Source organism: Methylocystis sp. S23 (genome assembly GCF_054106005.1).
In genome coordinates, this window is the sequence record NZ_CM134185.1 from 2,968,053 (window position 1) to 2,988,962 (window position 20,910).

Here is a 20,910-nt window from a genome sequence, read left to right on the forward strand (position 1 = left end):
TCCTGATCAAATCCGTCTTATGCTCAAGAAGTGGAAAAGCCTCGCATGAACAAGGGGCTGTGTCGAAATATAATAGAAATATTCTATTGACTGCCTAATGATTGATCGGGGAAATCTCAGCCCCGCGCGCCTCGCGAGAAGCCGTTGCCTGCGACTGCGCTGGATTGTCGCACGCGCCTCCGCCTTTGCGCGCGCGGGAAAGTCGTGGGCGCGAATGTCTATCTGGGGCCTGATTTCGGATTGTCAGCCGGAGGCGGACGTCTCGGCGGCGGAATCGGCGGAAGCCTGGGCGCGCAGGGGCTCGGCTTCGTCCGCTGTCCCGGGGGCCTCGCCCGACCCGGCGTCATGCCAGTCGAAGGTGACGACCTTGCCATTCTCGACGGCGAGCGCCAAACGCCCCCGCTTCAGCTCGAGCGCCTTTTCGCCGAAGATCGTCCGACGCCAGCCCTTGAGCGCCGGCACGTCGGCGCGGTCGTCATTGGCGATGGCTTCGAGATCCTCGACCGTGGCGATCATCTTGGCCGCGACGCCGGTCTGCTCCGTCACCTGGCGGAGGAGCACCTTGAGCAATTCGACGGTCGCGCCATTGGAGCCGCGCCGCTCGCGCTCGATGCGCGGAACGCCGGCCGGGTCGCGCGCGAGGCCGCGCTCGACCGCCACGATAATGTCCGCCGCCGCGCGCGACCGCTCCATTCCTTTGGGGAAGGAGCGCAGATTCGCCAGCGCCTCGGGACTGCGCGGCGCCGACTGGGCGATCTCGATGAGCACGTCGTCCTTGAGCACGCGGGAGCGTGGCACGTCGCGGCTCTGCGCCTCGGCCTCGCGCCAGGCGGCGAGCTCCATCAGCACCGCGAGGTCGCGCGGCTTGCGGGCGCGGTGGCGCAGCCGCTCCCAGGCGTTCTCCGGGTGCTGCTCATAGGTGGCGGGAGAAGTGAGCGTCTCCATCTCGTCGACCAGCCAATCGAGCCGGTTGGAGCGCTCGAGCCGGGCGCGCAGCGTCGTGTAGATGTCGCGCAGATGAGTGACGTCGGCGATGGCGTAGTCGATCTGCGCGGCGGAGAGGGGGCGGCGCGACCAGTCCGTGAAGCGCGAGGATTTGTCGAGACTCGCCCGGGTGATCGCCTTGACGAGCTCCAGATAGGAAGCCTGCTCGCCGAAGCCGCAGACCATGGCGGCTACCTGCGTGTCGAATAGCGGGGCGGGAATGAGCCGCGCCAGTCGCCAGATGATTTCGAGGTCCTGCCGGGCGGCGTGGAACACCTTGACGACCGCCGGATTGGCCATCAGCTCGAAAAACGGCGTCAGATCGATGTCGTTGGCGAGGGCGTCGATCGCCACCGCCTCGTCGGGGGACGCGATCTGGATCACGCAGACCTTCGGCCAGAAGGTCGTCTCGCGAAGAAATTCCGTATCGACGGTCACAAAGGGGTGATGCGAGAAGCGCTCGCAAATGGCGGCCAGTTCGTCGGTTGTGGTCAGAAGGGTCATCGCCGCCAGTCTACCCAGATTCCCCCGCGCGCAGAAGCCCTTTCGCTTACGCGCGCTCGACAATCACAGCGGTGCCGTAGGCCAGCACCTCGGTCACGCCGTCCATGATTTCGTTGGCGTCGTAGCGCATGCCGACAATGGCGTTGGCGCCGGCCTCCGCGGCGTGCTCGCACATATGGTCGAACGCCTCCTGCCGCGTGGCCTCGGCGAGATTGACGTAGACCGAGAGCTTGCCGCCGAAGATCGTCTGGATGCCGCCGAAGAAATTGCCCACCACGGAGCGAGAACGGACCGTGACGCCGCGCACCAGTCCCAGATGCTTGACGACGCGATAGCCGGCAATGTCATTTGTCGTGGAAACGATCATCGGCCTTCTCCATAGCGAATCGTGACCCGCCCGCAGCGTATCGCTCAAGGCGGGCCGCGCAAACAGCGGATAATTGGCGTTGCGAAAGTCGACCAAGCGCGTAGGATTAATCCGCCACTCTTTCGACACGGAGCCAATTCCACTCATGTCCGCTCATTCCCTCGGCGCAGTCCGCGCGGCGGCGGCGTTCGCGCTTTTCGCCGGTCTTTCCTCCTGCGTTCCGGCCATGGCCGCGCCCCGCGAGGGCGTCAGCCCGGGCTGGAAGCTCTGCCGTTCGGCCAATTCCGACGAGCGGATCTCGGGATGCACGCAAGTCATCGCCGAGATCGCCAAGGAATCAAAGCACAACCGGCTCGCGGCCTATGTGAATCGCGCCGGCGCCTATCAGGCCAAGGGGGACTATGTTCACGCCATCGAGGATTATGGCAGGGCCCTCGAGGTCGATCCGTCCTCGGCCGTCGTGCTGCTCGCGCGCGGCGCGGCGCGGCACGCCAAGGGCGACCTCGACGCGGCCATCGCGGATTATGGCCAGGCCATCGAGAAGGACAAGAAAAGCGCCGCCGCCTTCATGGCCCGCGCTTCCGCCTGGCGGGTAAAGGGCGAGGCGGAGAAGGCCCTCGCCGACATTGAGGAGGCGCTGAAGCTCGACAAGAAATCGCCCGCGCCGCTCGCGGCGCGCGCCAATTACTATCACGCCAAGGGCGACCATGACCGCGCCATCGCCGATTATTCCGAGGCGCTGAAGCGCGACCCCAAGCTCGTCGCGGCCCTGATCGGCAGGGGCGGCTGCGCCTACGCCAAGGGGGATTTCGACAAGGCGCTCGCCGATTTCGACGCCGCCGCCAAGGCCGACCCCAAGAATGTCACGGCGCTGCTCGACCGCGCCAACGCGTGGCGCGGCAAGAAGGATTTCGAGCGCGCCAAGGCCGATTACGACGCCGCGCTCGCCCTGAAGCCCGATCTCGCCGCGGCGAAGAAGGGCGCCGACGACATGGCGAAGATCATCGCCAAGAGCGCCGCGCCCGCCGACGCCGCGCCGGCGAGCGGCGAGCATGAGCATAATTGACGCGCATATTCCCTCTCCCCGCGCAAGCGGGGAGAGGATCAGGGTGAGGGGCGAAGCCGCATCGGCCCGGATTTGGCCCGCCCCTCAGTCCAGCCCTCTCCCCGCGTGCGTGGAGAGGGGGCGTCCGGGCCCTTAAATCTCCTCGGCGGCCTTGAGCGCTTCCTCCGCGTGGCCGGCGGGCTTCACCTTGCGCCAGATCTTCGCGATCTTCCCGTCCGCGCCGATCAGGAAGGTCGAGCGCTCGACGCCCATATATTTGCGGCCGTACATGCTCTTCTCGACCCAGACGCCATAGGCCGAGAGCGTTTCCTTCGTTTCGTCGGAGGCCAGCGGGAAGGCGAGCTCGTATTTATCGCGGAATTTGTCGTGACTCTTCACCGAATCTGGCGACATGCCGACAATGACGGTCTTCGCCTTAGCGAATTTGTCGCGCAGCGCGTTGAACTCGATCGCTTCCTTGGTGCAGCCCGACGTGTCGTCCTTGGGGTAGAAATAGAGAACGACCTTCCTGCCTTTGAGCGCCGCAAGGGAGAGCGCCTCGCCGCCGGCGCCGGGAAGCGCGAAGGGGGGAGCCGGATCGCCTTCCCGGAGCCCGGGGACGGCGGGCGCCGAAGCGATTGCGGGCGCGGGCTTTTCGGCCCGGGCCGCGCTCTTGGCCGGCTTCTCGGCCGTCGCCTTGGCCGCAGGCTGTTTCGCTGTGGATTTGGAGGTCGAGGGCTCCTTTGTCGACGCTTTCGTCGCCATTGCGCCTTCCTTTCGTCGTACCCGCTTTTAGAATCCCGTCAAACAATGCAGAGTCGGCGCCGCGGGGCAAGGGCGCCGGATGGCGGATTGCGCTAATTTTCGGCGCCCGACGTCGAAGGCTGGAAGCGAGGGTTTTTGACCGACCAGAGTGCGCGCGACCATCGCGACGACCGGCCGGCGGCTTGTTTGCGGCCGCCGCGCCGCCGCCGCGCGCGTTCCCGGCGCATGATCCGCGCCGTCGCGTTCTGCGGTCTCGGGGCGCTGGCGCTGGCCAGCCTCGCGATCGGGGCCTTTTTTCTGCTGCTGTCGCAGGGACCTCTCGACCTCGCCTGGCTGACGCCTCGCATCGTCGCGGCCCTGGACGATCGTTTCGCCGGGCGCTTCGATTTCCAGCTCGGCGGCGCTTCGCTCGCGAGCACGGACCACGGTCCGACGCTGACGGTCGACCATCTTGTCGTCAAGAATGGCGGGCGCGCCGTGCTCGCCGCGCCGCGCGCGGAAGTCTCGCTCGACCTTCCGTCTCTGCTTGTCGGGCATGTGCAGCCGCGCCGGCTCGAAGTGCTCGATCTCGACCTGCGCCTCTCGCTGCAGAGGGACGGGACCGTCGCCTTTTCCGCCGGCGCCGATCCGTTGGCCGCCCCGAAAATCGCACCGCCCGCCGCCGGCCCCGCCGCGGCGCCGGTCGAGCGCGCGGCGGTGCTGAAAACAGCGGCGGGCGCGCTGCGCGCCTTGATGGATTTCGCGACGAGTCCGGACAGTCCCGTCGGCGCTCTCGACAAGCTGGGCTTGCAGCATGGCCGGCTCACCATCGACGATCGCACCATCGACCGGACGATCAAATACAGGGACGTCGCGCTGAGCCTGACCAAGGGCGACGGCGCGATGCGCTTCAGCTTCTCGGCGGCGGGGCCGTCGCGCCGCTGGCGGGCGACGGCGGCCGCCAAGGGCGCGCCGGGTCGCGAACGGCAATTCGTCGCGCATGTGCGCGACCTGACGATCGACGAAATCTCGCTGCTCGGCGGCTTTCGCACGACTCAGTTCGACACGGATTCGCCTCTCGGCTTCGATCTGAACTTTTCCCTCGCGCCCGACGACAACGTGATCGAGGCGAAGGGCGGGTTCGAGATCGGCAAGGGCTTCTTCCGCCTCGAGGATCCCGATCACGAGCCGGTGATGATCGACCGCATCGCCGCCCAGGCGGTCTGGGACCGGCGCGCGCGCAAGCTCGTCATCGCGCCCGTTCGGTTCAAGGCGGGCGGCTTCGACATGGCGATCGCCGGGGAGGCGGCGGCGCCCGCCGATCCGCCCGCGGGCGCGGACCCCGGCGCCGACGCCTGGACGGTCGCGCTGCGGCTCGTAAAGCCGACGCAGGTCGCGCCGGAGCGCGGGAGCGAAAAGGTCGTCTCGATCGACGAGGGCGTGCTGGAGGCCCGGGCGATGCACGGGCAAGGCCGCGTCATTTTCGACCGACTGGCCTTTTCCGGGCCGGACGTGCGGATCGCCTCGAGCGGCGCGCTGACCTATCGCGACACGCTGGGCGTCTCCTACGCGCTCGATGTCGAGGATACGCAAATCCGGGCGCTCGCCCGCCTCTGGCCGACTCATGTGATCGCGCCGGTGCGCGCATGGTTCGTCGATCATGTTCCGGCGGGCGTTCTCAAACACGCCCATTACGCGGGGGCGTTTGACGAAGCGGCGCTCACGGCGATGCGCTACGGGCGCCCTCCGGCCGACGAGTCGCTCGAAGCCGCCGGCGAAATCGCCAATGGGACGGTCGTCGGCGTGCTCGACGGCATGGGACCCCTGACGGGCGTCTCGGGCCGGTTTCGCGTCACGGGCCGCACGGTGTCCTTCGACGCGAACGCCGGCGCGCTGGAAACGGCCCCAGGGCGGCGCCTGACCATTTCGGAAGGCCGCTTCGCCGTCGCCGACAATGCCCCGCGCCCGACGCCGGCGGCGCTCGACCTCAGGGTCGCCGGCAGCGTCGAGGCGGTCGCCGATCTGCTTTCGCTGCCCGCGATCTCGTCGCATGCGACGATCCCCGTGGAGCCCGGCGCGATAAAGGGGCAGGTCGACGGCAGGCTCAGGGTCGATTTCGAAATCGGCGACAACGCCCGTGACGAGCATACGACCTTTGCGATCGACGCCACGGCGAGCAATCTCGTCATCGAGAAGCTCATCGGCAAGGAAAGGCTGGAGGGCGCGACGCTGCGCGTCATCGCCGATCGCAGCGGCCTGCGGGTCTATGGCGCGGGCCGCATCTACGGCGCGCCCGCCACGCTCGACGTGAAGCGCGGCTTCGGCGAGAAGGGACCGGCCCAGGCGCAGATGACCCTCACTTTCGATGAGGCGGCGCGCCAGCGCGCGGGCTATGCGATCTCGGGCGTCAGCGGGCCGGTGGCGGCGATCATCCGAACCCCGCTGCCGGTCGAAGACCTCAACACCCATATCGAGCTCGACCTGACGCGAACGGGCTTCGACAATCCGATCCCGGGCGTCTCCAAGCCGGCGGGGAGGCCTGCAAAGGCTTCCTTCGTCCTCAACAAGCGGGGCGAGGGGATCGCGCTCGAGCAGTTCAGTTTCGACGCGGGTCCGACGCAAGCGCAGGGCGTCATCGAATTCGGCAAGGAGGGCGCCTTCCGGTCGGCCAGGCTGGCGCCCGTGCGGCTTTCGCCGGGCGACGATATGCGCCTGGACGTCTCACGCTCCGGCGAAGCGCTGAAGATCGTCGTGCGCGGCGCCAATTTCGACGCTCGGCCCATGCTCGGCTCGCTGATCCGCTCGGGGGACGGCGAAAGGGGGGGAGGCGGGAAAAGCGCGGGCGACGACGTGGATGTGGATTTCAAGGCGCCGATCGTCACCGGCCACGGCAAGCAGATCCTCTCCAATGTCGATTTCAAGTTCGAGAGCCGGGGCGGCCGTCCGCGCGCCGTGTCGCTTACCGGCAATTTCGGCCGCGAACAGCTCGCCGTGGCCATGACGCGCGGGCAGGGCGGCGGGCAGCAGCTCGGCGTCTCCACAAACGACGCCGGGTCGTTTCTGGCCTTTCTCGATCTCTACCGGAAGATGGAGAACGGCGTGCTGAACGCCAATGTGCTGCTCGGGCAGGGGCGCGCCGACGGGGCGATCGGCATTCGCGACTTCTATGTGAAGGGCGAGCCGACCATGCGCCAGCTCATGGCGCAGGGAGGATCGTCGCGCGCGGACGATCGCGGCGTCATGCGCTTCGACCCCGACTCGGTGCGCGTCGGGCGGCTGCAATCGAACTTCACCTGGGCCGGCGGACGCCTTTCCGTGCGCGAAGGCGTGATGTCGGGTCCCGAGATCGGCCTGACCTTCGACGGCTATATCGACTTCCCGCGCGACCGGCTGGATCTCTCCGGCTCCTATGTGCCGGCCTATGCGCTGAACAGCCTGCTTTCCAATATTCCCCTCGTCGGCCTCGTCATCACCGGCGGACAGCATGAGGGGATTTTCGCGCTGAACTACCGCGTGACCGGCTCGCTCTCCGCGCCGGTCGTCAACGTCAACCCGCTCTCGGCGATCGCGCCGGGGCTCATGCGCAAGATCATGGGCGTGCTGGACGGGACGGCGCGGATGCCGGACGGGCGGTGAGAACGGTCATTCGGCGACTGAGTTTTTGCGCAGAAAAGAAGCATAGGCGGCTTCGTCGCTGACGCCCGCCGCGACGGCGCGCCGGAGCGTAAACTCAACTCCGTTCCAGCAGCACGTGCTTTTTCTTGCCGAGCGAGAGCTTCGCCACGCCGTCCTTCTCGAAATCCTTTTCGGTGAGCGTTCCGCGCTCATCCGTCACCACCACGTCGTTCACCTTTAGTCCGCCCGCCTTGATCTGGCGGCGCGCTTCGCCCGTTGACGCGACGAGGCCGGCCTTCACGAAGGCCGAGAGCACGCCGAGCCCGGCGACGATCTCCTCGGCCGGCACCGGCGCCTTCGGCAGGGACAGCGCCAGCGCGCCTTCCTCGAAGGTGCGCCGGGCCGTCTCGGCTGCTTCCTCCGCCGCCTCGCGGCCATGGACGAGCGCGGTCGCCTCTGTGGCGAGGGTCTTCTTGGCCTCATTGATCTCCGCCCCTTCGAGCGCCGCGAGGCGGGCGACCTCGTCCAGCGCCAAGAAGGTGAAGAGCTTCAGGAAGCGCGCGACGTCGGCGTCTTCCGTATTGCGCCAATATTGCCAGTAGTCATAGGGCGACAGCATGTCGGCGTTGAGCCAGACGGCGCCGGCGGCGGTCTTGCCCATCTTGGCGCCCGACGCCGTGGTCAGCAGCGGCGAGGTCAGCGCATAGAGCTGCGGCGTTCCCATGCGGCGGCCGAGATCGAGCCCCGTGACGATATTGCCCCACTGGTCGGAGCCGCCCATCTGCAACAGCGCGCCATGGCGGCGGTTGATCTCGACGAAATCATAGGCTTGCAGGCACATATAGTTGAACTCGATGAAGGAGAGCTCATGCTCGCGCTCGAGCCGGAGCTTCACCGAATCCATGGTCAGCATGCGGTTGACGGAAAAGTGCCGGCCGACGTCGCGCAGGAACTCGATGTAATTGAGCGGCGCGAGCCATTCGGCGTTGTCGAGCATCTTCGCGTCGGTCGGGCCGTCGCCGAAAGCGAGGAAGCGCTCGAAGACGCGCTTGATCGAGGCCTTGTTCGAGTCGATCTGCTCGACGGTGAGCAGCTTGCGGCTTTCGTCCTTGCCGGAAGGATCGCCGACGCGCGTCGTGCCGCCGCCCATCAGCGGCAGCGGCTTGCCGCCCGTGCGCTGGAGCCAGGCGAGCATCATGATCGGCAGCAGCGAGCCGACATGCAGCGAGGGCGCCGTGCAATCGAAACCGATATAGGCCGCGAGTCCCCCGGCGGCGGCCTTTTCGTCGAGCCCCGCAAAATCGGAGCACTGATGCACGAAGCCGCGCGCGATCAGCGTGCGGAGAAACTCGGATTTTGGCGTGAAGTCGCTGGCGGAGGTCATGGGGCAGGGTGATAGGGGCAAGGGGGCCGCCGCGCAAGACGGCGGCCAGGGCGGCCATTACGAAAAAGCGGGAATTGGCGCCCTGTCGCCGCGAGAAAACCGACATAGGGTGAAGGGATCGCTTTCCTCTCCTTCATGCTGAGGAGGCCTCGAAGAGGCCGTCTCGAAGCACGAAGGAGAGGAAAACGCGTCTCGAGCGGACTTCCTCGTCCTTCGAGACGCCGCCTTCGGCGGCTCTTCAGTATGAGGAAGTCCTTCACCCGATTTCCTGCGCATGGCGCATTTGAAGCCAATTTCGGCAAGGTTGGCGCCCTGTGTCCGGCGGAGTCTCGATTAAACCTTGGCGTCCGAGGCTCCTTCTGGATGGAGCGTGTGAGTAATCCGCCATGGAAACAAGCGCCAGGGGCAAGCGGCTTAACGGAGACGCCCTATACGCCGCCGCAGTCCTGATCTGGATCGTCGCGATTTGGGTCACCGCATTTTACGTTGCAAGCGCCGCCGTAGCCGACGACAGCGCGGGCGTTGGCGGGAACAGCTTCCTGCTTGGCTGTTCCTTGGCGACGGCGGGAGTCGTCACGGTCTTCTCGGCTAGAGAGTTCCTCGGGGCCTATAAGTCGATGACGGCAAATCGCTTCGTCGACGCGTGCGGTTCGGATCGAGTGAGGAGGGAAACGGGAATGACTAAGGTAGGGCTGCTTGTCACGCTTGACGCCAAAGCTGGAAAAGAGAAGGAATTGGCTAGTTTTCTGAAAGACGCGCTACCGCTCGTTGACGCAGAGCCGAATACGACGGCCTGGTTCGCGATCCAGATGAGCGCGTCGAAGTTTGGCATTTTCGACGCTTTTCCGGATGAGAACGGCCGGGAGGCTCATCTGTCGGGAGAAGTCGCGAAAGCTCTGATGGCGAACGCCGCTGATCTGTTGGTCGGGCCTCCATCAATTGAAAAGATTAGTGTCTTGGCGGACAAGCTTCCCAACGGTCAATGACGGCCAGTGAACGCTATTCTACGCTGCGCCAGCAAGCCAAGCGGATATTGGCGTTGGCGCGACGCATCTCTGATCCAGGCGGGCTCGACTATGGAAATTGTCGTCCTCGGCTTCGACGGCTGTCTCGGCGCCGCATTTGTCGGTTCAGTGGACATGCTGAGGCTCAGCTCGGACATGATCAGCAAGGACGGCAAACGCCAGCCATTCCAGGTTTTGACGGCGACTTTCGACGGAAAGCCGTTTGACGATAGCGGCGGGCGCCGCCTGAATGTCGACAAGAGCATAGCGGCGGTCGCGGGTTCGAGCGCGATCGTCGTTCCCGGCTATCTTTGCGAAAGCAACGCGGATTTTCTCTCATCGCCGCAGATAGGCGCATTATCGTCGTGGCTAAGGCGCGAACATGCATGCGGCGCGGTGACATGCGCCTCATGCAGCGGCGTGTTTATTCTCGGCGAAGCCGGGCTGCTCGATGGTCGACGTTGCACGACGACCTGGTGGCGGCACGATGAGTTGCGAAGCCGCTATCCGCGAGCGGAGGCCATATGGGGCGCCCCGTTGATCGAGGATCGCCGGATCGTAACTTCGGGCGGGCCTCTATCGTGGATTGATTTATGTCTCCATGTCGTTCGTTCGCTTTGCGGCGCCGAAGCCGCAAAAATCGCGGCGGATTTCGCGGTTGTCGATACGACGCCGTCAGCCGGCTCGGCTTATGTCCCGCTTAGTCATTTGGCTGTCGCAAACTCTTTTGTGCTGGAAGCGGAGCATGTGGTTCGCAGGGCGGGAGAGGATCCTGTAACAGGGCAAGACCTTGCGCGCGCCCTCGGCACGTCGGATCGAACATTGAGTCGGCGCCTGAAGGAGGCGACCGGCGAGACGCCGAAGCAATTCATCGATCGCGTCCGCTTCGAAACGGCGCGAATGCTGCTCGAGACGACGAGCTGCTCGGTAAAGCAACTGGCCGCGAATTCCGGATACTCGGATGCGGCGAGCTTTCGCCGAGCCTTTTATCGATACTCCGGCATGACGCCCGCCGCTTATCGCAGCCGGACCCGCGCTCGGCAGCCTTAGCCAAAGCTGAGTCCATAGCGGCGGGCGAGGCGCAGGCGCGCCGGCCGCAACGGGTCGCGGCGCGCCGATCTTTGCATGGCGAAAGTCCGTTCGCTGTACTTCTCAGCATACCAAAAGTAATCCGCCAGCCTCCTGATTGACGGAATTTGTATCCAGTTTGGCAAACTCGCTGGCAAGGCCGGTATCATTATTGTCAAACAAGAAAGCTGTAAACGACCGTTAGCTGGAGGAAGGTTTCGTCAGCCCGAGGACGACGCGCTCTATCGCGATCTCCTCGCCGCCGTGGAGTGCGCGCTCGGACGCACGGTCAGGCCCGCCACGCGGGCCGAAACCGAAAGTGACGGCCAGATAATTTCGTTAACTGGCGTCTGTCACCTTAATTCCGAATTCCGTAATTCCAACGTCTGATTTTACTCTAATAGTATTTTAAAGTTAAGCGGGTGATCTATTTCTTCTACGTGCCTGCGCATTCCCAGTATAAACGGGTCAGACCAGCGATCGGGCGGGATTATACGATGATAATGCACGTAGATCACAGCTTCTCGAAGCAGGAAGAAATCTGATAGTTCACTTGCCGAAAAAGTGAGTGCGGGATTGAATTTGTGATAACTTTTGAGCATCGCGCCCCAGAGAGGCTTTATCGCGGAGGTGAGAGCGTCGGGCGCCGCCTGAGTGACTACCTTGCTGTAAATGGAATCATATAGCATAACCACAAGATCTTGTAAGAAGTAACCATATTCGGCGTTATCGAAATCGAATATCTGTATTCGACCGTCATGGATATGTATATTTCCCATGTTTACATCGCCGTGAAGAAGGCCGTGGTTGCTGCTCGTTGGGGGAATAGCTGATATTTCCTGCATCAATTTCGAGACGCTGCCCCTGAATTTGTCTCCTATTGGCGCCTTCGTCTCGATCATATCCTTTGTCAGCAACCGGGATGAACTCCAATCGCCTCGGCAGACTTTGTATCCCGTGGCAGTGGCCTCGATCGCAGCAGCGTGCATCCGACCGATAAGTTCGCCAACACAATCACAGAATTCGACCGAAAGATCGCCGCGCGCCGCTTTCCGCCCTGCCGCCTCCTCGAAAACGGCCAGTAGATAGAATCTGCCGTCGATGGCCATCTCCGCAAATTTAGCTCCGAACGCCGTCGATTGGGGCACGCACACTGGAAGCCCTTTCGCATATAAAAACTCGATCCATTCGAGTTCACCCTGGATTTCGGCGCGCGTTCGGCGCCGCATGACGGAAATTCTTGCAATCCGATGGGCGCCGCGATGGTTGACGCGATACACGAAATTCTGCGAGGCGCCCACAAATGCCGCGGAATTTGCGTCGATATCGAATAAGCTTAGGAGCATTGAGAATTGGGCATTGGTCATGCCCGTTGGCAGATCATTTTTCATGAGTGAAATTTTCGGAATACGGATTGTGGGCGGCGACATGACATCAATTGCAGAAATTCCCTCCCCCACGCAACAAGCGCCGCTATGACGCGCGCGTCCGCTCGCATCACCGTTCCCGCGTCCCCGCATCGCGAGCGCTGACGCACGAAGCCGCGCTCCATGAGCACGCGCAGAAAGGCGGATTTGGGGGAGAAATCGTCGGCCAAGGGCAAGGATGATGGGGGGAAGGACGGCCGCCGCGCCGCTACCGTGGCAAGACGCGAACCCCACCCGGCCTTCGACCGCCAGCCTCCCGGTAACGGGCGGAGGCATTGCGCGTCCAGCCGTCCGAGATTGTCGCTCGTCCGATTGTCCTGCCTAGGGTTTCTCTTCCGTTCCCGGTTTGCTAGAAGCCCCTCGCCAGGGGCGGTGTCCCTTCACCATAAGCTCAAGGGCTGGAATGCTTTTTTACGAACCGCTGTTCCTGTTCCTGTTCGCGCCGGCGGTCTATCTGCTTTATCTCTTTTTCGGCGCCGATCGTCGGCGGCGGGCGATCGTCCTGCTGCTGGCCAGCGTCGTTTTTTACGGCTGGAGCGAGCCGGCCTTCATCCTCGTCGTCTTCGCCTCCATCGTGCTCGATCTTCACGTGGCGCAGCGGATCGCCTCGCTGTCTTGCGACCTTTCCGCTTCCGTCTTCGAATCGGCGCGCGCGGACGGCGAAACGCTCGTTCGCGCCGGCGTTCGTGTCGCCACGCCGCCCCGCGCGGCGGAAGCGCGCCGCTGGCTGGCGCTCGGCGTCGCCGCCAATCTCGCCATCCTCGTCTATTACAAATATACGGGCTTCCTGGCGCTCAATCTCGACGCGCTTCTGCGCGCGCTCACTTTGCCCGGCCTTCGCATCCCCGAAATCGCGCTCCCCATCGGCGTGAGCTTCGTCGTCTTCGAGAAGATCACCTATCTCGTCGACGTTCACCGCGGCGTCACGGCGCCGGCGCGGGGACCGCTGCTCTATGCGCTCTACGTCTTCTTCTTTCCCAAGCTCCTCGCGGGGCCGATCATCAAATATCACGACATCGCCGGCCAGTTCGAGACATGTCCGCATGCGCATCTCGACGATTTCGTCGATGGCTTCTCGCGCTTCATGCTCGGCGTCGTGAAGAAGCTCCTCGTCGCCGACGTGATGGCGAGCGGCGCCGACATGATCTTCGCGCGCGATCCCGCGACGCTCGGCTTCGCCGACGCCTGGGCGGGAACGATCTTCTTCACGCTGCAAATCTATTTCGATTTCTCGGGCTATTCCGACATGGCGATCGGCCTTGCGCGCATGTTCGGCTTCCGCCTGCTCGAGAATTTCAACATGCCCTACATCGCCGTGAGCGTCACCGAGTTCTGGCGGCGCTGGCATATGTCGCTGACGAGCTGGATTCGCGAATATCTCTATTTTCCGCTCGGCGGGAACCGCCTCGGCGAGGCGCGCACTTATTTCAATCTCTGGATCTGCTTCCTCGCCTCCGGCGTCTGGCACGGCGCCGCCTGGACTTATATTTTCTGGGGCGCCTATAACGGCGTCTTCCTCGTGCTCGATAGGCTGTTTCTGGTCGAGCGATTGAACCGCCTGCCGGTCTGGGCCGCGAACGCCGCGACCATGCTGATCGTGATGGTCGGCTGGACGCTGTTTCGCGCGGCCTCGCTCGATCAGGCCGGCGCGCTCATTTCCCTGATGGCGCGGCCCTGGGCGCAGGCGAGCGCGCCTGTCGCCGTGCCGATGGAATTCGCCGCCGTCGCCATGGTCGCGGCGGCGGTCTGCGTCGCGCAGCGGATCGGCGCGAGCTACGGCGTGGACTGGATCGCCCTCGCGCGGCGTCACGCCTTCGCGGCGAATGGCGGTCTGGCGCTGTTGTTCGTGGCGGCGCTGGCGAAGGGCCTCGCCGATCCCTTCAAGCCCTTCATCTACTTCCGGTTTTGAACATGCTTGCGGCAACCTTCATTGCGCGGAGCGTCCGCTTGCCGAACCGTCATTGCGAGCGAAGCGAAGCCATCCAGAGCCATGAAGCGGCCTCTGGATTGCTTCGTCGCCACGCTCCTCGCAATGACTGCGGGAGGGCGAATCTATGAAAAATCTCACTCTCGCCCGTCTTCCCATTTTCGCTTGCGCGGGCCTCGTTCTCACGCTTTTCCTCGTGAACCTCTGGAACTTCGCTGTCGGGCGCGATTGGCCGAAGCTGCGCATCCGCAGCTCGGAGCCGCTTTGGGGCGTGCCGGGGCCGAAGCCCGTTCCCTGGACGCTCGACGCCTTTCTCGACGGAGAGGCGCAGAAGGCTTTGTCGACGGCCATCGGCCAGACCATGCCGGTCTTTCCCCTCGCCGTGCGGGCGAAGAACCAGTTTCTTTATTCCGTCTTCGACGCCTCCGGCGCGCCGAACCTTGTCGTCGGCAAGGAGAAGCAGCTCTTCGAGACTTTCTATGTGCGGGAATTTTGCGACCGAGGCGGCGCGCCCGACCTGAAGACGATTGGCGCGTGGGCCGATCGCATTCGAGACGTTCAGTCCGCCGTCGAGGCGAAGGGCAAAGGCTTCGTCTATCTCGTTTCGCCGTCAAAGGCCGCGCGCCATAGCCGCTATCTTCCCGCCGGCCTTTATTGCGCGTCGGTTGATAAGGGAACGTCGGAGAAGCTCGCGCCGTATCGCGCGGCCCTCGACGCCCGCGGCGTGAATTATGTCGACGGCGCATCGCTCGTCGCCGCGGCCGCGCCGCAATATCCGATCGATCTTTTTCCGCGCGGCGGCACGCATTGGAACGATCTCGGCTCGGCGGTCGCCGCGCGCGCGCTGACGCATGCGCTCAACAGAAATGGCAAGGCCTCGCCTTTGCCGCCCTATGACTTCGATTGGAGCCTGCGGGAAGAGGCGCGAGGCGCCGATCGGGATCTGCTGAACCTGCTCAACCTGATCTGGCCCGACGCCAAATATCCGACCGCCGCCGTTGCCGGCAAAGGCGGCGGCGATTGCGCGGGCGCGCCGAAGCTCCTCGCCGTCGGCGGCAGCTTTCTGGTCGAGATCGTCGCCAATCTCGCCGAGGCGCCTTGCGGCGCGGCGGTGGATTATTGGCACTATGTGCACAAGGCGGCGGAGCCATTCGCCCGCTTCCTCGTGGATAAGCAGGGCGGCGGCGGCGCGCAGTTCCGCGCGCAGCCTTCGGCGACGCCGGAAGACTTCGCGAAAGCTTTCGCGAATGCGCAGGTCGTTCTGCTGGAGGAAAATGAATCGGTCATCGCGGATATGGCGCAGGTCTCCGACCTGCTCGCCGCCGCTTCTGGATGATCACGCGCCGGCCGGCGCGTCCCAATAACCTTCCTCCCGCGCGATTCTCGCATAATGCGCGCGCACCATCACGGGATCGTAGACGCGCTCCAGCCGCCGCATCGCGAAATGTCCGCGCGCCAGCGTCTGGAAATGCTCGGTGAAGGCGAGATTGATCGCCGCGCCGCTCACCGCGCCGATGATCGGCACCGCTTGCGCCGCTATTTTCTGGGAAACGACGACGCCGAAGCGGGAAGAGAGCTGGCTGATGAGACGCACCAGCGCCGGCGCGCTCTCCTGCGCCACGCCCCGGGCGGCGACATGGCGCGCCGCGTCGCTTACGGATTTCGCGAGCAGGCCGCGCACGGCGAGATAGCCGCCTTCGAACACATTGTCGTCCGTATGACCGCCGAGGGCGAAGACCTCGAGGCAGGCGAGACCCGTTTCCGGCTCGCGAAGGCTTTCCCCCTCATTGCGGGCGATATCGGCGATCGAGCGCAGCATGATCGTCGTCGAGAGCGGAAGCTCGATGGGGAGGCTGGCGAGTCCCACGGCGCCGCCGATCCCCCCGGCGAAAGCCGCCAGACGCCTGTGCAGGCGCGTGCTGTCGCCTTGCGGGGAGCCTTCCAGGCTGGACAAGGCGACGTTCAACGCGGTCGCGAGCGCCTTTCGCGCGGCGGCCGTGGCCATCTCCTTCACCTGCGGAGGCAGGGGGCTGCTGGCGATCCCCATTTGCCGGCCGGCGAGCCGGCTGACGCGTCCGGCAAAGCTCTGGCGCTCCAGCGCCGCGACAGCTTTCCGGAGCGCATCGAAATCCGAGCCCGAAAGCTGAGGCTCGTATAGAACGGGGAAATGGTTGCTCATTGCCTGGGTCTCCGCCGCCGCCTCCCTGCGCCGCGCGGGCGCGCCGCATGCGGAGCTTACCTCAAGATCGTTCCATTATCCGCTGTTTGCAAGGGATTTGGCGGAGGCCGACGGGGCCGGCGCCGGCGCGTTGAAAAGTGTTGCAACGCACGCGGTTGTTGGCGCATTTCGTGTAGCCACTGTAGCGATCTCGTTGGATGTCCTATAGTGCGCCTTATGCGTAGCAACTATATGGGTTTGCGATCGCGGATAAGGGTCTGGAAGGCCCGATGGGAAAAAGAGGAGGAGTTTCCGAATGTCCATCCGTTTCAAAATGGGACAGATGCTGGGCGGCGCCGCCATTCTGGCGCTTATGGCTCCGGCCGCCGCTTTCGCCGGCGACCGCGTCGGCACCCTGCAGTGCAAGCTGCTCGGCAACGACCTCAGCATCATCGTCGAGAATCAGCAGATCGACTGCATCTACAATGACGACGCCGAAGGCGCGCTTCCGGTCCACTACACCGGCACGCTGACCAAGGTCGGCCCGAACGTCACCATCAACGGCAAGGGCGAACTCGCTTGGGGCGTCATCGCGGCGACTGGCAAGGTCGGCCCGGGCGCGCTCGCCGGCAATTATGTCGGCCCGAACGTTTCGGCCAAGATCGGCGTCGGCGGCGGCGGCGCGGTTCTCGTCGGCGGCTCGGACAACACTTTCTCGCTGCAGCCCTTCCAGATCGAGGCGGGCTCGGGCCTTGGCTGGAATGCGGGCGTCGAAAGCCTGACGCTGGCCTATGTTCCGCCGCCGCCCCCGCCGCCGCCGGCTCCGCACAAGAAGCATCGCCATCATCGCTAACGGCGTCAGGCGCGGGGATAGGCCCCGCGCCGCTCACGACGGCGGATGAAAATCCATCAGCCGGTCCGTGGGGAAATCATAGAGCCTTCCGCTCTCGCGCCATTCGGGCTTGAGCAGCGGAAGGCATTTTTTTGCGAAATCCTCCGGCGCGGGTAGCGTCGTCGGGTCTTCCCCCGGCATGGCCTCGGCGCGCATGCGCGTCCGCATCGGGCCCGGATTGGCGATCATCACCGTGACGCCGTCGTTTTTGACTTCCGCCGCATATGTCCGCGCCAGGGAATCGAGCGCGGCTTTTGAAACGGCGTAGGGACCCCAATAGGGCTTGGCCTTGGACGCCGCGCCCGACGTGACGAAGGCGACCCGGCCCGCGCCGGAGGCGCGCAGCAAGGGATCGAGCGAGCGGATGAGCCGCCAATTGGCGGTGACGTTCACCGCCAGGACGCGGTTCCAGTCCTTCACGTCGACATGGGCCAGCGGCGACAGAGCCCCGAGGACGCCCGCATTGCCGACGAAGACGTCGAGCTTCCCCCAGCGCTGGAACAGCGCCGCGCCCAGCCGGTCGAGCGCGTCGAAATCGGTGACGTCGCAAGGGACGAGGGTCGCCTGTCCGCCGAGGGCGCGAATCTCGTCGTCGAGCTCCTCGAGCGCGCCCTGCGTGCGCGCCAGCGCGACCACATGCGCGCCGTCGCGCGCGAGCTCAAGCGCAAGGGCGCGGCCGATGCCGCGCGAGGCGCCGGTGACGAGGGCGATGCGGGGGTTGACTGACATTCTGCGAACCTCAGCGCCAATCGACACTGTCGATATCGACTTTCGAGCGGTCGGCGCGGCGATGGACGATCAAATGGACGCGCAACTCCTCATGATCGAAATCATAGAGGAGAATGAAAGGCGTGCCGGCGACGGGATAGTGGAATACGCCCAACGCTTCGTCGAAGGCGCCGACGGCCGGATAAACGGCGAGAACCTCCCGGATCACGGAGGATATGCGGCGTCTCTTTTCATCGACGACACGGGCGCCAAAGCGCAGCTCCCCGAAAGCCACTTGCTCGTGGAGCGCTGAAAGGTAGCTCCGCGAAACAGTGATTTTTCTCATGCGCGGGCGCGGAGGCCCTTCAGGAAGCCGTCCGTCGCCGTTTCCGCGTCATCGAAGGACAAGACGCGGCCCGATGCGAAGTCCTCCTTTGATCGATCCAGCGCCTTGGCTTCCTCGTTCGTGAGGGGGAGAGGACTCTGCGCCCGCGCCGCATCTTCAGCGATGCTGAGCAGGGTAATCCGCTGCGTCTCGGTGAGAGACGCCCATAGCTCCAAAATGCGCGTCGGCTCGGTCATCCCTCTCCCTCCGGCTTGGCTCCCGCTCAGCTCGCCTCCGCCAGCAGCGAGAGCTGCGCGCGGTTCTCTCCCACGAGGTCCGTCAGCGAGGTCGGATAGTCGCCCGTGAAGCAGTGGTCGGTGAATTGCGGGCGGGCGTTGTCGCGGCCCGCATAGCCCATCGCGCGATAGATGCCGTCCACGGAGAGGAAGGCGAGGGAGTCGCAGCCGACATAAGCGCGCATCTCCTCGAGCGAATGCGTCGCGGCGAGGAGCTTTTCCTTCTGCGGCGTGTCGATGCCGTAATAGTCGGGATGCGTGATCGGCGGCGAGGAGATGAGGAAGTGCACTTCCGTCGCGCCGGCGTCGCGCATCATCTGCACGATCTTCACCGACGTCGTGCCGCGCACGATGGAGTCGTCGATCAGGATGACGCGCTTGCCCTCGACGACGCAGCGATTGGCGCTGTGCTTCATGCGCACGCCGATCTCGCGCACCGATTGCGTCGGCTGGATGAAGGTGCGGCCGATATAATGGTTGCGAATGATCCCGAGCTCGAAGGGAACGCCCGATTGCTGCGAATAGCCCAGCGCCGCGGGAACGCCGGAATCCGGCACCGGCACGACGACGTCGGCGGCGATGATCTGCTCGCGCGCGAGCTCGCGGCCCATGGCTTTGCGCACCTGATAGACGGGACGGCCGTGCACGATGGAGTCCGGGCGGGCGAAATAAATATACTCGAAGATGCAGGGGCGCGGCGCCTGAGGCGTGAAGGGCATGATGCTCTCAAGCCCTTCCTTCGAGATGACCACGATCTCGCCATTCTCGACGTCGCGCACGAAGCGCGCGCCGATAATGTCGAGCGCGCAGGTCTCGGAGGCGAGGATGTAGCGGCCGTCGAGCTCGCCGAGGACGAGCGGCCGGATGCCGAGCGGGTCGCGCGCGCCGATGAGTAGCTCGTCGGAGAGGACGACGAGCGAATAGGCGCCTTCGAGCCGGCGCAGCGCCTCGATGAAGCGGTCCACGAGGCGGGCGCGGCGGCTGCGGGCGACGAGATGCAGCAGCACCTCCGTGTCCGAGGTCGACTGGAAGATCGAGCCTTCCATGATCAATTCGCGGCGCAGCGCCTGAGCGTTTGTGAGATTGCCGTTATGCGCGACGGCGAAGCCGCCGGTGTTGAGCTCGGCGAAGAGCGGCTGCACGTTGCGCAGCATGGTTTCGCCGGTGGTGGCGTAGCGCACATGGCCGATGGCCGCCGGGCCCGGCAGGCGCTTGATCGTGCTCTCCTTGGAGAAATGATCGCCGACGAGGCCGAGGCGCCGTTCGCCATGGAAGCGTCCGGCGTCGTAGGACACGATGCCGGCGGCCTCCTGGCCGCGATGCTGGAGCGCGTGGAGGCCGAGCGCCGTGATCGCCGCGGCGTCGGGAAGGTCGAAGACGCCGAAGACGCCGCAATATTCGCGCAGGCGGTCGCCGTCGAGATCGTCCGTCGTCTCGATCCGGTCGGCGATGGATTCGTCGTTGAGCGTCGACTCGGTCATTCCATCGTCTCCCGTACCCAAGGCGCGCTAGGCCTGCGCCAGAACTTCGACTCCGCCAACCGGCGGGGGCGCGAACCCCACCCGGCGGTCTTCGACCGACCTCCCCGTAAGGGGGAGGTATGGAGCGCCGCCAGCTCTTCGAGATTTTTCCTCACCCGGATCCCCTGCGCTCCCGCCTGCGCCGATTTGGCGCGGCTACTGCTTTTCCGCGCCGTCCGCGGGCGCTTCCGGCTTCTCCGGCACGGCCTCGGCGGGCGGCGTCTCCTCGACGGGCGCGCCGGCCTTCTTCGCCTTGATCTTCGCCACGATGCTGTCAATGTCGTCCGGCAGCAGCTCGCGAAGCTTCTCGCCTCCCGCCTGCAAAAGCGGCTTGGCGCGCGCGTTGCGGACCCATTCGGGCTGATTGGGGTCCGGCACCAGCCAGCCGTAGAAGACGAAAGCGACGACGGCGAGCAGGGCGCCGCGCACGGCGCCGAAGACGAAGCCGAGCGAGCGGTCCAGGGCGCCGATCTTGGAATCGAGAATGACGTCCGAGAGCTTCACGGTGATCAGCGACACCAGCACCAGCGCGATGAAGAAGACGGCCGCCACCGCCGCCGCCAAGGCGAATTCGTCCTTGGGTATGTAGGGTTTCACGTAAGGCAGCGCCATGGGATAGAGGTAATAGGCCGCAAGAGCCGCCGCCACCCAGGAGAGGATCGCCAGCACTTCGCGCGTGAAACCGCGCAGGAGGGCGAGCATGCCGGAGACCAGAACGATCGTAATCACTGCCAGATCAAGATATGACGGCATTGCAGTCCTCTTCCTTTCGCCCTGACGCCCGGAAATCTCAAAGAACGCCTTACAGCCGGCGCCGAAGCGTTTCCTCGGCGCGCGCCGGTCGCATCCTTCCCGTTCGAAAGCGCGCCGTCGCTCCCGGACCTTGAAATAGCGGCAGGGCTGTCGCCCCAGCGATTTGCGACGGCTTTGCTTCTAGCGCAA

General features: G+C 64.8%; 18 protein-coding genes. 7 read left to right on the plus strand and 11 right to left on the minus strand.

Annotated features, from left to right (window positions below):
• Positions 1-243 precede the first annotated feature (243 nt).
• A complete protein-coding gene (gene rnd, locus ACV7JP_RS14555; protein ID WP_457796381.1) occupies positions 244-1,488 on the minus strand; it encodes a ribonuclease D in 1,245 nt (414 codons plus the stop codon).
• Positions 1,489-1,534: 46 nt separating this feature from the next.
• Positions 1,535-1,855, minus strand: a complete 321-nt coding sequence (locus ACV7JP_RS14560) for a YbjQ family protein (protein ID WP_457796382.1) — start codon at positions 1,853-1,855, stop codon at positions 1,535-1,537.
• Between the two features lie 145 nt (positions 1,856-2,000).
• Here ACV7JP_RS14560 and ACV7JP_RS14565 point away from each other — a divergent pair, with 145 nt between their 5' ends.
• Positions 2,001-2,921 carry a tetratricopeptide repeat protein gene (locus ACV7JP_RS14565; protein ID WP_457796383.1) on the plus strand — a complete coding sequence of 307 codons (921 nt, stop codon included), beginning with the start codon at positions 2,001-2,003 and terminating at the stop codon, positions 2,919-2,921.
• Between the two features lie 132 nt (positions 2,922-3,053).
• Here the strand turns inward: ACV7JP_RS14565 and ACV7JP_RS14570 are convergent, their stop codons facing one another.
• Positions 3,054-3,539 carry a peroxiredoxin gene (locus ACV7JP_RS14570; protein ID WP_457799098.1) on the minus strand — a complete coding sequence of 162 codons (486 nt, stop codon included), beginning with the start codon at positions 3,537-3,539 and terminating at the stop codon, positions 3,054-3,056.
• Positions 3,540-3,800: 261 nt separating this feature from the next.
• Here ACV7JP_RS14570 and ACV7JP_RS14575 point away from each other — a divergent pair, with 261 nt between their 5' ends.
• Positions 3,801-7,280 carry an AsmA-like C-terminal region-containing protein gene (locus ACV7JP_RS14575; RefSeq protein ID WP_457796384.1) on the plus strand — a complete coding sequence of 1,160 codons (3,480 nt, stop codon included), beginning with the start codon at positions 3,801-3,803 and terminating at the stop codon, positions 7,278-7,280.
• A 94-nt stretch (positions 7,281-7,374) separates the two neighbouring features.
• Here the strand turns inward: ACV7JP_RS14575 and tyrS are convergent, their stop codons facing one another.
• On the minus strand, positions 7,375-8,643 hold the full coding sequence (gene tyrS, locus ACV7JP_RS14580) for a tyrosine--tRNA ligase (protein WP_457796385.1): 1,269 nt from the start codon (positions 8,641-8,643) through the stop codon (positions 7,375-7,377).
• A 386-nt stretch (positions 8,644-9,029) separates the two neighbouring features.
• Here tyrS and ACV7JP_RS14585 point away from each other — a divergent pair, with 386 nt between their 5' ends.
• Together ACV7JP_RS14585 and ACV7JP_RS14590 are read left to right on the plus strand one after the other, a co-directional pair.
• On the plus strand, positions 9,030-9,629 hold the full coding sequence (locus ACV7JP_RS14585; RefSeq protein ID WP_457796386.1) for a putative quinol monooxygenase: 600 nt from the start codon (positions 9,030-9,032) through the stop codon (positions 9,627-9,629).
• A gap of 90 nt (positions 9,630-9,719) precedes the next feature.
• Entirely contained in the window at positions 9,720-10,697 is a 978-nt protein-coding gene (locus ACV7JP_RS14590; RefSeq protein ID WP_457796387.1) for a GlxA family transcriptional regulator, read from the plus strand.
• A 410-nt stretch (positions 10,698-11,107) separates the two neighbouring features.
• Here the strand turns inward: ACV7JP_RS14590 and ACV7JP_RS14595 are convergent, their stop codons facing one another.
• Positions 11,108-12,106 (minus strand): phosphotransferase enzyme family protein, encoded by a 999-nt coding sequence (locus ACV7JP_RS14595; RefSeq protein WP_457796388.1) that lies wholly within the window; start codon positions 12,104-12,106, stop codon positions 11,108-11,110.
• A gap of 439 nt (positions 12,107-12,545) precedes the next feature.
• On the opposite strand from ACV7JP_RS14595, the gene ACV7JP_RS14600 reads away from it, so the two are divergent.
• Both ACV7JP_RS14600 and ACV7JP_RS14605 read left to right on the plus strand, forming a co-directional pair.
• Positions 12,546-14,051, plus strand: coding sequence for an MBOAT family O-acyltransferase (locus ACV7JP_RS14600; RefSeq protein ID WP_457796389.1), 1,506 nt, complete (start codon positions 12,546-12,548; stop codon positions 14,049-14,051).
• Between the two features lie 145 nt (positions 14,052-14,196).
• Entirely contained in the window at positions 14,197-15,405 is a 1,209-nt protein-coding gene (locus ACV7JP_RS14605) for an alginate O-acetyltransferase AlgX-related protein (RefSeq protein WP_457796390.1), read from the plus strand.
• Here the strand turns inward: ACV7JP_RS14605 and ACV7JP_RS14610 are convergent, their stop codons facing one another.
• Positions 15,406-16,248 carry an EcsC family protein gene (locus ACV7JP_RS14610; RefSeq protein WP_457796391.1) on the minus strand — a complete coding sequence of 281 codons (843 nt, stop codon included), beginning with the start codon at positions 16,246-16,248 and terminating at the stop codon, positions 15,406-15,408.
• A 295-nt stretch (positions 16,249-16,543) separates the two neighbouring features.
• Between ACV7JP_RS14610 and ACV7JP_RS14615 the strand changes: the two genes are divergently transcribed.
• Entirely contained in the window at positions 16,544-17,080 is a 537-nt protein-coding gene (locus tag ACV7JP_RS14615) for a DUF992 domain-containing protein (RefSeq protein ID WP_457796392.1), read from the plus strand.
• Between the two features lie 33 nt (positions 17,081-17,113).
• Here ACV7JP_RS14615 and ACV7JP_RS14620 read toward each other — a convergent pair whose 3' ends face one another.
• The 5 genes from ACV7JP_RS14620 to ACV7JP_RS14640 all read right to left on the minus strand — a co-directional run bounded on the left by ACV7JP_RS14620 (position 17,114) and on the right by ACV7JP_RS14640 (position 20,721).
• Positions 17,114-17,848 carry an SDR family NAD(P)-dependent oxidoreductase gene (locus ACV7JP_RS14620; protein ID WP_457796393.1) on the minus strand — a complete coding sequence of 245 codons (735 nt, stop codon included), beginning with the start codon at positions 17,846-17,848 and terminating at the stop codon, positions 17,114-17,116.
• Positions 17,849-17,858: 10 nt separating this feature from the next.
• Positions 17,859-18,056: a hypothetical protein gene (locus ACV7JP_RS14625; protein ID WP_457796394.1), complete on the minus strand. Its 198-nt coding sequence runs from the start codon at positions 18,054-18,056 to the stop codon at positions 17,859-17,861.
• 113 nt (positions 18,057-18,169) lie between these two features.
• Positions 18,170-18,409, minus strand: a complete 240-nt coding sequence (locus tag ACV7JP_RS14630) for a hypothetical protein (RefSeq protein ID WP_457796395.1) — start codon at positions 18,407-18,409, stop codon at positions 18,170-18,172.
• Between the two features lie 26 nt (positions 18,410-18,435).
• The gene (gene purF, locus ACV7JP_RS14635; RefSeq protein ID WP_457796396.1) at positions 18,436-19,929 is read right to left on the minus strand and encodes an amidophosphoribosyltransferase; all 1,494 of its coding nucleotides are present in this window, start codon (positions 19,927-19,929) and stop codon (positions 18,436-18,438) included.
• 195 nt (positions 19,930-20,124) lie between these two features.
• Positions 20,125-20,721 carry a CvpA family protein gene (locus ACV7JP_RS14640; protein WP_457796397.1) on the minus strand — a complete coding sequence of 199 codons (597 nt, stop codon included), beginning with the start codon at positions 20,719-20,721 and terminating at the stop codon, positions 20,125-20,127.
• Positions 20,722-20,910 lie beyond the last annotated feature (189 nt).

What these genes read in the sequence shown, in the direction of transcription:
- ACV7JP_RS14595 (WP_457796388.1), bottom strand. Translation starts at nt 12,106, where the DNA reads ATGAAAAATGATCTGCCAACGGGCATGACCAATGCCCAATTCTCAATG.
- ACV7JP_RS14615 (WP_457796392.1), top strand. Translation starts at nt 16,544, where the DNA reads ATGTCCATCCGTTTCAAAATGGGACAGATGCTGGGCGGCGCCGCCATT.
- ACV7JP_RS14605 (WP_457796390.1), top strand. Translation starts at nt 14,197, where the DNA reads ATGAAAAATCTCACTCTCGCCCGTCTTCCCATTTTCGCTTGCGCGGGC.
- tyrS (WP_457796385.1), bottom strand. Translation starts at nt 8,643, where the DNA reads ATGACCTCCGCCAGCGACTTCACGCCAAAATCCGAGTTTCTCCGCACG.
- ACV7JP_RS14620 (WP_457796393.1), bottom strand. Translation starts at nt 17,848, where the DNA reads ATGTCAGTCAACCCCCGCATCGCCCTCGTCACCGGCGCCTCGCGCGGC.
- ACV7JP_RS14610 (WP_457796391.1), bottom strand. Translation starts at nt 16,248, where the DNA reads ATGAGCAACCATTTCCCCGTTCTATACGAGCCTCAGCTTTCGGGCTCG.
- ACV7JP_RS14590 (WP_457796387.1), top strand. Translation starts at nt 9,720, where the DNA reads ATGGAAATTGTCGTCCTCGGCTTCGACGGCTGTCTCGGCGCCGCATTT.
- ACV7JP_RS14640 (WP_457796397.1), bottom strand. Translation starts at nt 20,721, where the DNA reads ATGCCGTCATATCTTGATCTGGCAGTGATTACGATCGTTCTGGTCTCC.
- rnd (WP_457796381.1), bottom strand. Translation starts at nt 1,488, where the DNA reads ATGACCCTTCTGACCACAACCGACGAACTGGCCGCCATTTGCGAGCGC.
- purF (WP_457796396.1), bottom strand. Translation starts at nt 19,929, where the DNA reads ATGACCGAGTCGACGCTCAACGACGAATCCATCGCCGACCGGATCGAG.
- ACV7JP_RS14600 (WP_457796389.1), top strand. Translation starts at nt 12,546, where the DNA reads ATGCTTTTTTACGAACCGCTGTTCCTGTTCCTGTTCGCGCCGGCGGTC.
- ACV7JP_RS14565 (WP_457796383.1), top strand. Translation starts at nt 2,001, where the DNA reads ATGTCCGCTCATTCCCTCGGCGCAGTCCGCGCGGCGGCGGCGTTCGCG.
- ACV7JP_RS14630 (WP_457796395.1), bottom strand. Translation starts at nt 18,409, where the DNA reads ATGACCGAGCCGACGCGCATTTTGGAGCTATGGGCGTCTCTCACCGAG.
- ACV7JP_RS14560 (WP_457796382.1), bottom strand. Translation starts at nt 1,855, where the DNA reads ATGATCGTTTCCACGACAAATGACATTGCCGGCTATCGCGTCGTCAAG.
- ACV7JP_RS14585 (WP_457796386.1), top strand. Translation starts at nt 9,030, where the DNA reads ATGGAAACAAGCGCCAGGGGCAAGCGGCTTAACGGAGACGCCCTATAC.